The following is a 12,002-nucleotide window of genomic DNA, read 5'->3' as shown; positions in this document are numbered from 1 at the left end:
GACCACCACCCGGAGGAGGGAGGCGCCGCATGAGTGCTCTCGCCATGGCCGCCCCGTCCCAGCGGAGCGTTCTCGCCGCCGAGGACCTGTCGATGTTCGGCACGGACCCCTTCTGGCTGGTCGCGCTGAAGGCGGTGTTCTGCTTCGCGTTCCTGATGGTGACGGTGCTGGTCTCCATCGTCTTCGAGCGGAAGATCGTCGGCTGGATGCAGCTGCGCATCGGGCCCAACCGGCACGGGCCCTGGGGCATGCTCCAGTCGCTCGCCGACGGTGTGAAGCTGATGCTCAAGGAGGACATCACCGTCAAGGGCAGCGACAAGCTGGTCTATCTGCTCGCCCCGGTGATCGGCGCCGTGCCCGCCTTCATGGCGATCGCGGTCATTCCGTTCGGTCCCGCGGGCAACGAGATCTCGATCTTCGGGCACCGTACGGCGATGCAGCTGACGGACATGCCGGTCGCTGTCCTCTACATCCTGGCCACCTCCTCCATCGCCGCCTACGGCGTGGTGCTGGCCGGCTGGTCGTCCGGCTCGACCTACCCGCTGCTGGGCGGGGTGCGGGCCACGGCGCAGATCGTCAGCTACGAGATCGCGATGGGCCTCAGCTTCGCCGCGGTCTTCCTCTACTCCGGCTCGATGTCCACCTCGACCATCGTCGGGGAGCAGGCCGACGGCTGGTTCGCCTATCTGCTGCCGGTCTCCTTCCTGATCTATCTGGTCTCGATGGTCGGCGAGGCGCACCGGGCGCCCTTCGACATGCCGGAGTCCGAGGGCGATCTGGTCGCGGGCTTCCAGACCGAGTACAGCTCGATCAAGTTCGCGATGTTCATGCTGACCGAGTACATCCACGTGGTGACGGTCTCCGCGCTCGCGGTCACCCTCTTCCTGGGCGGCTGGCGGGCCCCGGCGCCGCTCTCCACCTGGTGGGAGGGCGCCAACCACGGCTGGTGGCCGCTGCTGTGGTTCAGCGCCAAACTCGCCGTGCTGATCTTCTTCTTCATCTGGATCCGCGGCACGCTGCCGCGGGTGCGCTACGACCAGTTCATGAAGCTCGGCTGGAAGGTCCTCATCCCGATCGCGCTGGTGTGGCTGATGCTCGTCGCCACCGTCCGCGCCATGCGCAACGAGGGCTGGGACTACAGCGAGGTCGTCTACTGGGTCGCCGGGACCGCGCTGGTGCTGCTGCTGATCACCTTCGTCGTGGACTTCTTCCGCGGCGCCGAGAAGGAGGAGGAGCAGCCACCCCCGGAGAAACCGTTCGACCCCATGGCCGGCGGCTTCCCCGTACCACCGTTGCCGGGGCAGACACTGCCACCGGTGCCGCGGCGGCCCTCGCGTGCCGACCGGGACCGTGAGCCGGTCGGTGCGCAGGCGGGCGGGCCGACCACCGCAACCGACGGAACCACCGAGAGCAAGGGGGCTGACGGTGCCTGAGAACCCCGTGGCCGGCTTCGGCGTGACCTTCAAGGACATGTTCAAGAAGCGGCTGACCGAGCAGTACCCCGAGTACAAGAAGCCGACAGCGCCCCGCTTCCACGGTCGCCACCAGCTCAACCGGCACCCGGACGGGCTGGAGAAATGCATCGGCTGCGAACTGTGCGCCTGGGCCTGCCCCGCCGACGCCATCTACGTCGAGGGCGCCGACAACACCGACGAGGAGCGCTACTCGCCCGGCGAGCGCTACGGCCGCGTCTACCAGATCAACTATCTGCGCTGCATCCTGTGCGGCCTGTGCGTCGAGGCGTGCCCCACCCGGGCGCTGACCATGACGAACGAGTACGAACTGGCCGACGACAGCCGAGAGTCGCTCATCTACACCAAGGAAGAGCTGCTCGCGGGCCTGGAAGAGGGCATGGTCGACTCGCCGCACGCCATCTACCCCGGCATGACGGAGAAGGACTACTACCGGGGCCTGGTCACCGAGGCCGCCCCCGGCACGGTGCGGCAGACGGTCACCGACACCGGAGAGCCGCAGAAGTCCGCGGACACCTTCGGCGCCGACGAACCGGCCGCCGCGGGGGACGCCACCTTCGACGCGGCACCGCACGGCGCCATGACGCACGGCACCGTGACAGCCAGCGGGGAGGGGGAACGATGAGCGCTCTCGCCGCACCGGTGACCGAGCTCGCGGCCACCGCCACCTCCACGGGCGAGGCCCTCCAGTTCTGGGTGCTGGGCACCATCGCCGTGCTGGGCGGGCTGGGCACCGTACTGATGCGCCGGGCCGTGCACAGTGCGCTGTGCCTGGCCGGGACCATGATCATCCTGGCGATCTTCTACCTCGCCAACGGCGCCTACTTCCTGGGCGTCGTACAGATCGTCGTCTACACCGGCGCGGTCATGATGCTGTTCCTGTTCGTGCTGATGCTCGTCGGCGTCTCTTCCGCCGACTCCCTCAGGGAGACCCTCAAGGGCCAGCGCTGGCTGGCGGCGAGCTGCGGTCTCGGGCTCGGCATCCTGCTGATCTCCGGCATTGGCCAGGTCTCGGTGAGCAGCTTCAACGGCCTGGACGCCGCCAATGCGCAGGGCAACGTCCCGGCGCTGGCCGCGCTGCTGTTCACCAAGTACGTGGTCGCCTTCGAGGTCGTCGGCGCGCTGCTGACCGTCTCCGCGGTCGGCGCCACGCTGCTCACCCACCGTGAGCGCGTCGAGAAGATCAAGTCCCAGCGCGAGCAGGCCATCGAGCGCGTACGCGGCGGCAAGCAGCTCCCGCCGCTGCCCGCGCCCGGCGTCTATGCCCGGCACAACGCCGTCGACCGTCCCGCGCTGCTGCCCGACGGTTCGCCCGCCGAGCTCAGCGTCAACCCCACGCTGCGCAGCCGCGGCCAGATCCGCGAGGTCAGCGCCGAACAACTGGCCCAGCTCGCCGCGATCGAGCAGCGCACCTCCGAGTACCACGGCCGGCCCGGCTACCCCGGCCCCAAGGACCCCGGTGAACGCGCCCTCGAGCGGAAGGCCGCGGCGGACCGTGCCGAGGAGGGGTCCACGGACGAAGGCCGTCCGGGGGACGAGGAACGAGCCACCGAACGCGGGACCGAGCGCGAGGAGGCCGCCAAGTGAGCCCGATGAACTACGTCTATCTGGCAGCGCTGCTGTTCACCATCGGCGCCGCCGGAGTCCTCATCCGGCGCAACGCCATCGTGGTGTTCATGTGCATCGAGCTGATGCTGAACGCCGCCAACCTCACGCTGGTCGCCTTCTCCCGGATGCACGGCAACCTCGACGGCCAGATCATGGCGTTCTTCGTCATGGTCGTCGCCGCCGCCGAGGTCGTGGTCGGCCTGGCGATCATCGTCATGCTCTACCGCGCCCGCCACTCGGCCTCGGTCGACGACGCCAGCCTGATGAAGCTGTAAGGGGTACGAACCAGTGGAGTCAATGATCGGACTGCTCGTCGGGGTGCCCCTGTTGGGGGCCGCGGTGCTGTTGTGCGGGGGGCGGCGCCTGGACCGTTCGGGGCACTGGGTGGGGACGCTGCTGGCCGCGGTGTCCTTCGCCATTGGTGCGGCGCTGTTCTTCACCATGCTGGGGGAGGACGCCGAACACCGGGCGATGCACAGCAAACTCTTCTCCTGGGTGCCGGTGGAGGGCTTCCAGGCGGATGTGGCCTTCCAGCTCGACCAGTTGTCGATGACGTTCGTCCTGCTGATCACCGGCGTGGGCACGCTCATCCACCTCTACTCGGTCGGCTACATGGAGCACGACCCGGGGCGACGGCGCTTCTTCGGGTACCTGAACCTGTTCCTGGCGGCGATGCTGCTGCTCGTCCTCGCCGACAACTACCTGCTGCTGTACGTCGGCTGGGAGGGCGTGGGTCTCGCCTCGTATCTGCTGATCGGGTTCTGGCAGCACAAGCCGACGGCGGCGACCGCGGCGAAGAAGGCGTTCCTGGTCAACCGGGTCGGTGACGCGGGTCTGGCCATCGCCATCTTCCTGATGTTCACCACCTTCGGGTCCTTCGCCTTCGCGCCGGTGCTGTCGAACGCGACGGACGCGGGCGAGGGCAAGCTGACGGCCGTCGGGCTGATGCTGCTGCTGGCGGCCTGCGGCAAGTCGGCGCAGGTGCCGCTCCAGTCCTGGCTCGGCGACGCGATGGAGGGCCCGACCCCGGTCTCGGCCCTCATCCACGCGGCGACGATGGTGACCGCGGGCGTCTACCTGATCACCCGCTCCGGCGCCATCTTCAACGCCGCTCCGGACGCACAGCTGGCGGTGGTCGTCGTCGGCGCTGTCACGCTGCTGTTCGGTGCGATCGTCGGTTGCGCGAAGGACGACATCAAGAAGGCCCTGGCGGGCTCGACCATGTCGCAGATCGGCTACATGATCCTGGCCGCCGGGCTGGGCCCGATCGGCTACGCCTTCGCCATCATGCATCTGGTCACCCACGGCTTCTTCAAGGCCGGGCTCTTCCTCGGGGCCGGTTCGGTGATGCACGGCATGAACGACGAGGTCGACATGCGGCGCTACGGCGGGCTGCGCAAATACATGCCCGTCACCTTCGTCACGTTCGGGCTGGGGTATCTGGCCATCATCGGCTTCCCGGGGCTGTCCGGGTTCTTCTCCAAGGACCAGATCATCGAAGCCGCCTTCGCCAAGGGCGGCACCGAGGGCTGGATCCTGGGCGCGGTCACCCTGCTGGGCGCGGCGATCACCGCGTACTACATGACCCGCGTGATGCTGATGACCTTCTTCGGCGAGGAGCGCTGGCGCAAGGCGGCCACCCCCTCCCCGGCCGAACCGAGCGTGGAGCCCGCCGCCGAGACGCGCGGCGAGCACGCGGAACCGCACCCGCACGAGTCCCCGAAGGTCATGACGATCCCGATGATCGTGCTGGCCTTCGGTTCCGTCTTCGCGGGCGGCATCTTCAAGGCCGGCGAGTCCTTCGTCAACTGGCTGGAGCCGGTGACCCAGTTCGAGCACGGGCACTCCCCGGTCTCCGCCGCCACGGTGACGACGGCGACGGTCGTCGCGCTGGTCATCGGCGTGGTCGCCGCCTGGTTCCAGTACGGGCGCAAGCCGGTGCCGGTCGTGGCACCCCGCGGCAACCTGCTCACCAGGGCCGCCCGCCGCGATCTGCTCCAGGACGACTTCAACCATGTGGTGCTGGTCAGCGGCGGTACGCATCTGACCCGCAGCCTGGTCTACGTCGACCACAAGGTCGTCGACGGCGCCGTCAACGGCACGGCCGCCACCTTCGGCGGGCTGTCCGGGCGGCTGCGGCGGCTCCAGAACGGTTTCGCCCGCTCCTACGCGGTCTCGATGTTCGGCGGCGCGGCAGTGCTGATCGCCGCGACCCTGCTGATGAGGGCGGTCTGAGATATGTCATTTCCTCTGCTGACGGTCACGGCAGCGCTGCCCGCCGTCGGAGCCGTCGCCACCGCGGCCGTACCGGCGGCCAGGCGCACCGCCGCCAAGTGGCTGGCGCTGATCTTCTCGCTGGCCACGCTGGTGCTGGCCGGTGTGGTGCTGGCCCGCTTCGACCCGGACGGGGCCCGCTACCAGCTGACCGAATCGCACGCCTGGATCTCCGACTTCGGGGTCCGCTACGAGCTGGGCGTCGACGGGATCGGCGCCGCGCTGATGGCGCTGACGGCGCTGCTGATCCCGTTCGTCATCGGCGCCGGCTGGCACGACGCCGACCCCGATCCCGAGGAGCGGGTCACCAGCCGCTGGCGGCCCACCCAGGGCTTCTTCGCGCTGATCCTGGCCGTCGAGGCGATGGTGCTGCTCTCCTTCGCCGCCACCGACGTCTTCCTCTTCTACATCTTCTTCGAGGCCATGCTCATCCCGATGTACTTCCTCATCGGCGGCTTCGGGGACCGGGCGCACGCGGCCGGTGAGGAGGAGGCCGCCAAGCAGCGGTCGTACGCGGCGGTGAAGTTCCTGCTCTACAACCTGGCCGGCGGACTGATCATGCTGGCCGCCGTCATCGGGCTGTTCGTCGTCAGCTCGGACAGCCTCGGCGAGGGCACCTTCTCGCTGCCGGAGCTGCTCAGGGCGCGGGCGGACGGCGAGCTGACGATGTCGACGACCACCGAACGGCTGCTGTTCCTGGGCTTCTTCATCGCCTTCGCCATCAAGGCCCCGCTGTGGCCGCTGCACACCTGGCTGCCCAACGCGATGGGGGAGGCCACGGCGCCGATCGCGGTGCTCATCACCGCGGTCGTCGACAAGGTCGGCACCTTCGCGATGCTCCGCTTCTGCCTGGGCCTGTTCCCCAACGCCAGCGATTGGGCCACCCCCGTGGTGCTCGGCCTGGCGCTGGTCAGCGTGTTGTACGGGGCACTGCTGGCGGTCGGCCAGCGGGACATCAAGCGGCTGGTGGCGTACGCCTCCATCTCGCACTTCGGCTTCATCATTCTGGGCATCTTCGCGATGACCAGCCAGGGCCAGGGCGGCGCCACGCTCTACATGGTCTTCCACGGCATCTCGACAGCCGCGCTGATGCTGGTGGCGGGCTTCCTCATCTCGCGCCGCGGCTCGCGTCTGATCGCGGACTACGGCGGAGTGCAGAAGGTCGCCCCCGTACTGGCGGGCACCTTCCTGGTGGGCGGTCTGGCGACGCTCTCGCTGCCCGGACTGGCGCCGTTCGTCAGCGAGTTCCTGGTGCTGGTGGGCACCTACAGCCGCTATCCGGTGGCCGGAATCGTGGCCACCGCCGGGATAATCCTCGCGGCGCTGTACGTGCTGGTCCTCTACCAGCGGACGATGACGGGCCCGGTCCGCAAGCCGGAGATCGAGCGGATGCCGGACCTGAAGGTGCGGGAGCTGGCCGTGGTGGCGCCGCTGGTGGCGCTGCTGCTCTTCCTCGGCGTCTTCCCCAAGCCGCTCAGCGAGATCGTTGACCCCGCGGTGGAGCACACCCTTTCGGACGTACAGAAGAAGGACCCCAAGCCGCAGCATCCCGTCGCCGACCACACCGCGTGGTTCGACTACAAGCCGGCTGGACACGGCGGAGGTGACCACGAGTGACAGGTATGACAGACGTGGCGTCGGCGGGAGGCGCACCCGGGGCATCCGGCGTCCCCAGCCTGTGGACAGTCGCGGCCGAAGCGGGCGAGACGCTCCAGGCCCCCAGCATCGAGTACGGCAAGCTCTCCCCGGTGCTGATCGTCCTCGGCGCCGCCGCGCTGGGTGTCGTGATCGACGCGTTCGCGCCGCGCAAGTCCCGCTACGGCGCTCAGCTGTTCGTGGCGCTGGCCGGGCTGGCCGCCGCGTTCGCCGCCGTCATCGGGCTCGCGGCCGGCGGCGTCGGCACCACCAAGGCGCAGATCGCCGGCATGGGCGCGCTCGCCATCGACGGCCCGACACTCTTCCTCCAGGGCACCCTGCTGCTGGTGGGCATCGTGGGCGCGTTCACCTTCGCCGAGCGGCGGCTGGAGCCGGCCGCGCACGGCAGCCGGGTGGACTCCTTCGCCGCGCAGCCCGCCTCGGTGCCCGGCGGTGAGGGTGAGCAGCAGGCCGTCAAAGCGGGCTGGACGACCACCGAGGTCTTCCCGCTGCTGATGTTCGCGGTCGGCGGCATGATGCTCTTCCCCGCCGCCAACGACCTGCTGACCCTCTTCATCGCGCTGGAGGTCTTCTCCCTCCCGCTGTACCTGCTGTGCGCGCTGGCCCGCCGCAGGCGGCTGCTGTCCCAGGAGGCGGCGGTCAAATACTTCCTGCTGGGCGCGTTCTCCTCGGCGTTCCTGCTGTTCGGCACCGCGCTGCTGTACGGCTACGCGGGCACCGTCAACTACTCGGCCATCGCCCGGGTTGTCTCCGGCGCCGACGCCGTCAGCGACCCGGTGCTGGCCGACACCACGGGCAACGACGCGCTGCTGCTGATCGGCGGCGCGCTGGTGGTGATGGGGCTGCTCTTCAAGGTCGGCGCCGTCCCCTTCCACATGTGGACCCCGGACGTGTACCAGGGCGCGCCCACTCCGGTGACCGGTTTCATGGCGGCCGCCACCAAGGTCGCGGCCTTCGGCGCGCTGCTGCGGCTGCTGTACGTGGTGCTGCCGGGGCTGCGCTGGGACTGGCGGCCTGTGATGTGGGGCGTGGCGATCCTGACGATGCTCGGCGGCGCCGTGGTGGCCATCACCCAGACGGACATCAAGCGGCTGCTGGCCTACTCCTCCATCGCGCACGCGGGTTTCCTGCTGGCGGGTGTCATCGCCACCTCGGAGGACGGCATCTCCTCGGTGCTGTTCTATCTGGGCGCCTACTCGTTCGTGACGCTGGGTGCCTTCGCGGTGGTCACGCTGGTACGGGACGCGGGCGGTGAGGCGACGCATCTGTCCAAGTGGGCGGGGCTCGGGCGGCGTTCGCCGTTGCTGGCCGCCGTATTCGCTGTCTTCCTGCTGGCGTTCGCGGGTATTCCTCTAACGTCCGGTTTCGCAGGGAAGTTCGCGGTGTTCAAGGCGGCGGCCGAGGGCGGAGCGGGCGCGCTGGTCGTGGTCGGTGTGATCGCCTCGGCCATCGCGGCCTTCTTCTACCTGCGCGTCATCGTCCTGATGTTCTTCAGCGAGCCGCAGGCCGACGGGCCGAGCGTGGCGGTGCCGAGCGTCATGACGACCTCCGCCATCGCGCTGGGCGTGGTGGTCACGGTCGTGCTCGGTGTGGCGCCGCAGTACTTCCTGGATCTGGCGGGTCAAGCGGGGGTGTTCGTTCGGTGATTGCACAACGGGTCATGCAGCGCACCCGGCCGGCTTGCCGTACCGCGTCGTAGATGCCGGTTGCAATGCTCATCAGGAGACCGCCAGAGGCCCACGAGAGGGGCTCTGGCGGCCTCTTGTGAGGTAACGGTGACAACAAGTGCGCTGAAACGGTAGGAATTCAAGGCATGGGTTGTGTGATTCTCCGCCGTGAGAACGGCGGTTACGAGGGGAAGCAGGGCGGGATCTTCACCGAGGGGGTGTCAGCCCAGTCGGTGGGTGCGAAAGGACTGTGTCTGCACGTCCTGCACATCCCGGCGAACTCCCGAGGCGAGCCCCATCTGCACGCGGGCCACGAGTCGGCGATATACGTCGTCAGCGGCGCGCACGAGATCTGGCACGGGGAGGACCTCTCGAACCGCGACATCCTCAACCCGGGCGACATGGTCTACGTCCCCGCGAACATGCCGCACATGCCGGTCACCGGCGAGGAGCCCGTCACCGTCGTGGTGGCGCGCACCGACCCCAACGAGCAGGAGTCGGTGCATCTGCTCTCGCCACGCGATCCCTGAAGGGCGGGGCGTGGCGCGCTGCGCCACGCCCCTCGGGCTCAGTTCCCGGGGTACTCCCGCACCTTGCCGGGCTCCTCGGTGACCTTCTTCAGCTTGTCCTTGAGGCCGGGGACATCGCCCAGTTCGCCGGGGTCCTTCGGCAGCTTCGCGGGGGCCTCGGCGACCTTGGTGTAGGTGTCGGTGGCGCCGCCGTTCCAGGAGACCGTCAGCGTCTTGGCCGTCATCTTCCCTACCTTGCCGTTGGTGCGCTCCTCGCCGACGCCTGCGGGGCACTTGAGCATGAGGGACTTGTCGGCGCCCGAGTTCATGACGTGGCCGTCGCACATCTTCTTCTCCCGCAGCAGGGAGACGGCGTCACCGACGACGGTCAGGGTCAGCTTCTCGCCGTCCGCCTGCGCCGACCACACGCCGGGCAGCTGCCCCTTGCCCGCGGGCTGCTTGCCCGGGGTCTCGGTGGGCGCGGCGGACTTCTCCTTGTCCGCCTTGGACTTCTCGTCCTTCTTGCCGTCGTCGCTGCTGCCGCAGCCGCTCACCAGGAGCGCGATCGCCGCCGCCGCGGCCATTGCCCCCGTCATCCGCGCTGACGTGCGCACTTCCCCTCCTCGATCGTCGTGCCCTGGTGTTTCCGCAGGGTCACGACAACCTAGCAGGGGAGGGTGGCGGGCCCGTCCCCGGCCACCTTGCCGTCGCACCGGTCGGCATCGGCATGCTCGTCGTCCTCGTCATGCCGACGCGCTTGCCGGGGCCCGGGCGCAGGCCGTTCGGGGCGGGCCGCGGATGTCAGCCGGGCGGCCTATGGTGGCGGCATGCTTCAGGAGAGTGCCGGGGGATCCGGCGGGGCGTCCGAGACGGCGGCGCTGCGTGTGCTGCGCAGGGTCTTCGGCTACGACGCGTTCCGCGGGCAGCAGGAAGCCGCCATCGAGCACGTCACAGCGGGCGGCGACGCGGTCGTGCTGATGCCGACCGGTGGCGGAAAGTCACTCTGCTACCAGATCCCGTCCCTGGTCAGACCGGGTACGGGCGTGGTGATCTCGCCCCTCATCGCCCTGATGCAGGACCAGGTGGACGCGCTGCGGGCGCTGGGCGTACGCGCCGGGTTCATCAACTCCACGCTCGACTTCGACCAGCGGCGTGTGGTGGAGGCCGAGTTCCTGGCGGGCGAGCTCGACCTGCTCTACATCGCTCCCGAGCGGCTGCGCCTGGAGGCCACGACGGCGCTGCTGGAGCGCGGCAAGGTGTCGGTCTTCGCGATCGACGAGGCGCACTGTGTCGCTCAATGGGGTCACGACTTCCGCCCCGACTACCTGAATCTGTCGATGCTCGGCGAGCGCTGGCCCGACGTGCCGCGTATCGCGCTGACGGCCACCGCGACCCGCGCCACCCACCGCGAGATCGTCCAGCGGCTCGGGCTGGGCGGGGCGCGGGACTTCGTCGCCAGCTTCGACCGGCCCAACATCCAGTACCGCATCGTGCCCAAACGCGACCCGAAGAAGCAGCTGCTGCGCTTCCTCAAGGACGAGCATCAGGGCGACGCGGGCATCGTCTACTGCCTGTCGCGGAACGCGGTCGAGCGCACCGCCCGGTTCCTGTGCGAGAACGGCATTGAGGCGGTGCCGTACCACGCGGGGCTGGACGCGGGCACCCGCGCGGCGCACCAGTCGCGCTTCCTGCGCGAGGAGGGCCTGGTCGTGGTGGCCACGATCGCCTTCGGTATGGGCATCGACAAGCCGGACGTACGCTTCGTCGCCCACCTCGACCTGCCCAAGTCCGTCGAGGGCTACTACCAGGAGACCGGCCGCGCCGGGCGCGACGGCCTGCCGTCGACCGCCTGGCTCGCCTACGGTCTCCAGGACGTCGTCCAGCAGCGCAAGCTGATCGAGAGCGGTGAGGGCGATCCGGCCTTCCAACGCCGGGCACGGACGCATCTGGACGCGATGCTCTCACTGTGCGAGACGGTCAGCTGCCGGCGCGGCCAGCTGCTCGCCTACTTCGGCCAGCAGCCGGAGGACGGCGCCGCCGAGACCTCGTGCGGCAACTGCGACACCTGTCTGACCCCGCCCGAGTCGTGGGACGGCACCGTCCCGGCGCAGAAGGCGCTTTCCACCGTCGTACGGCTCAAGAGGGAGCGCGGCCAGAAGTTCGGCTCGGGGCAGATCGTGGACATCCTGCTGGGCCGCAAGACCGCCAAGGTCATCCAGTTCGACCACGACGCGCTGTCGGTCTTCGGCATCGGCACCGAGCTGGGCGAGGCCGAATGGCGCGGCGTCATCCGCCAGTTGATCGCCCAGGGCCTACTGGAGATCGAGGGCGAGCACGGCACGTTGGTCCTCACCGACGCGAGCGCCACGGTGCTGCGCGGCGAGCGGGAGGTGCGGCTGCGCAAGGATCCGGCGCCGGTGAAGGTGCCCCGCCGCCGTGAAGCTGAGGGCTCGCGCTCGCGGGGCGGGTCCGGGAAGAGCGCCGCCCCCGTGGACCTCCCCGAGGAGGCCCAGCCGCTCTTCGAGGCCCTGCGCGCCTGGCGCACCGAACAGGCACGGGAACAGGGCGTCCCGCCGTACATCGTCTTCCACGATGCGACGCTCCGCGAGATCGCGGTCCGCCGCCCTGGCACTCTGGCGGAGCTCGGCGGCATCGCGGGTGTCGGCGAGAAGAAGCTGGCGACTTACGGGGAGGGGGTGCTGGCCGCACTCGCGGGCTAAGCCCTCCCGGGGGCTGCGCTTGCCCACCCTGCGCCCCTGGCGCAGACTGCCCAAGCGCAGCGCAGGGGGGACGGGACCGCGCCCCGTCAGGGGCGC

Annotated in this window: 10 protein-coding genes; 9 read left to right on the top strand and 1 reads right to left on the bottom strand. The window is 69.5% G+C overall.

The features are described from left to right. The first annotated feature begins 29 nt into the window (after window positions 1–29). From nuoH to ACQEU8_RS15060, 8 genes are all read left to right on the top strand, one after another. Entirely contained in the window at window positions 30–1,433 is a 1,404-nt protein-coding gene (gene nuoH / locus ACQEU8_RS15095) for an NADH-quinone oxidoreductase subunit NuoH (RefSeq protein WP_433100782.1), read from the top strand. A gap of 37 nt (window positions 1,434–1,470) precedes the next feature. After that, window positions 1,471–2,097: an NADH-quinone oxidoreductase subunit NuoI gene (gene nuoI / locus ACQEU8_RS15090; RefSeq protein WP_433102409.1), complete on the top strand. Its 627-nt coding sequence runs from the start codon at window positions 1,471–1,473 to the stop codon at window positions 2,095–2,097. Then, complete coding sequence (locus tag ACQEU8_RS15085) at window positions 2,094–3,059, top strand: NADH-quinone oxidoreductase subunit J (RefSeq protein WP_433100780.1); 966 nt, start codon at window positions 2,094–2,096, stop codon at window positions 3,057–3,059. Before nuoI ends, ACQEU8_RS15085 begins: the two co-directional genes overlap by 4 nt. Then, complete coding sequence (gene nuoK, locus ACQEU8_RS15080) at window positions 3,056–3,355, top strand: NADH-quinone oxidoreductase subunit NuoK (RefSeq protein WP_243084113.1); 300 nt, start codon at window positions 3,056–3,058, stop codon at window positions 3,353–3,355. The genes ACQEU8_RS15085 and nuoK overlap by 4 nt, the downstream gene beginning before the upstream one ends. Window positions 3,356–3,368: 13 nt before the next feature. Beyond that, window positions 3,369–5,315, top strand: coding sequence for an NADH-quinone oxidoreductase subunit L (nuoL, locus tag ACQEU8_RS15075; protein ID WP_433100778.1), 1,947 nt, complete (start codon window positions 3,369–3,371; stop codon window positions 5,313–5,315). A gap of 3 nt (window positions 5,316–5,318) precedes the next feature. Continuing rightward, window positions 5,319–6,971: an NADH-quinone oxidoreductase subunit M gene (locus ACQEU8_RS15070; protein ID WP_433100776.1), complete on the top strand. Its 1,653-nt coding sequence runs from the start codon at window positions 5,319–5,321 to the stop codon at window positions 6,969–6,971. Window positions 6,972–6,976: 5 nt separating this feature from the next. Further along, the gene (gene nuoN / locus ACQEU8_RS15065) at window positions 6,977–8,656 is read left to right on the top strand and encodes an NADH-quinone oxidoreductase subunit NuoN (RefSeq protein WP_433102407.1); all 1,680 of its coding nucleotides are present in this window, start codon (window positions 6,977–6,979) and stop codon (window positions 8,654–8,656) included. Window positions 8,657–8,823: 167 nt separating this feature from the next. Further along, the gene (locus ACQEU8_RS15060) at window positions 8,824–9,207 is read left to right on the top strand and encodes a cupin domain-containing protein (protein WP_433100774.1); all 384 of its coding nucleotides are present in this window, start codon (window positions 8,824–8,826) and stop codon (window positions 9,205–9,207) included. Between the two features lie 38 nt (window positions 9,208–9,245). Here ACQEU8_RS15060 and ACQEU8_RS15055 read toward each other — a convergent pair whose 3' ends face one another. Beyond that, the gene (locus ACQEU8_RS15055) at window positions 9,246–9,800 is read right to left on the bottom strand and encodes a hypothetical protein (protein ID WP_433100772.1); all 555 of its coding nucleotides are present in this window, start codon (window positions 9,798–9,800) and stop codon (window positions 9,246–9,248) included. 213 nt (window positions 9,801–10,013) lie between these two features. Here ACQEU8_RS15055 and recQ point away from each other — a divergent pair, with 213 nt between their 5' ends. Next, complete coding sequence (gene recQ / locus ACQEU8_RS15050) at window positions 10,014–11,906, top strand: DNA helicase RecQ (protein ID WP_433100770.1); 1,893 nt, start codon at window positions 10,014–10,016, stop codon at window positions 11,904–11,906. The last annotated feature ends 96 nt before the right edge of the window (window positions 11,907–12,002 follow it).

It is taken from the genome of Streptomyces sp. CA-250714, assembly GCF_050936705.1.
GTDB lineage: Bacteria > Actinomycetota > Actinomycetes > Streptomycetales > Streptomycetaceae > Streptomyces.
The sequence above is the reverse complement of the archived record's forward strand: the minus strand, read 5'-3'. Positions and strand labels throughout refer to the sequence as shown.

What these genes read in the sequence shown, in the direction of transcription:
- nuoH (WP_433100782.1), top strand. Translation starts at nt 30, where the DNA reads ATGAGTGCTCTCGCCATGGCCGCCCCGTCCCAGCGGAGCGTTCTCGCC.
- nuoN (WP_433102407.1), top strand. Translation starts at nt 6,977, where the DNA reads ATGACAGACGTGGCGTCGGCGGGAGGCGCACCCGGGGCATCCGGCGTC.
- ACQEU8_RS15070 (WP_433100776.1), top strand. Translation starts at nt 5,319, where the DNA reads ATGTCATTTCCTCTGCTGACGGTCACGGCAGCGCTGCCCGCCGTCGGA.
- recQ (WP_433100770.1), top strand. Translation starts at nt 10,014, where the DNA reads ATGCTTCAGGAGAGTGCCGGGGGATCCGGCGGGGCGTCCGAGACGGCG.
- ACQEU8_RS15085 (WP_433100780.1), top strand. Translation starts at nt 2,094, where the DNA reads ATGAGCGCTCTCGCCGCACCGGTGACCGAGCTCGCGGCCACCGCCACC.
- nuoI (WP_433102409.1), top strand. Translation starts at nt 1,471, where the DNA reads ATGTTCAAGAAGCGGCTGACCGAGCAGTACCCCGAGTACAAGAAGCCG.
- ACQEU8_RS15060 (WP_433100774.1), top strand. Translation starts at nt 8,824, where the DNA reads ATGGGTTGTGTGATTCTCCGCCGTGAGAACGGCGGTTACGAGGGGAAG.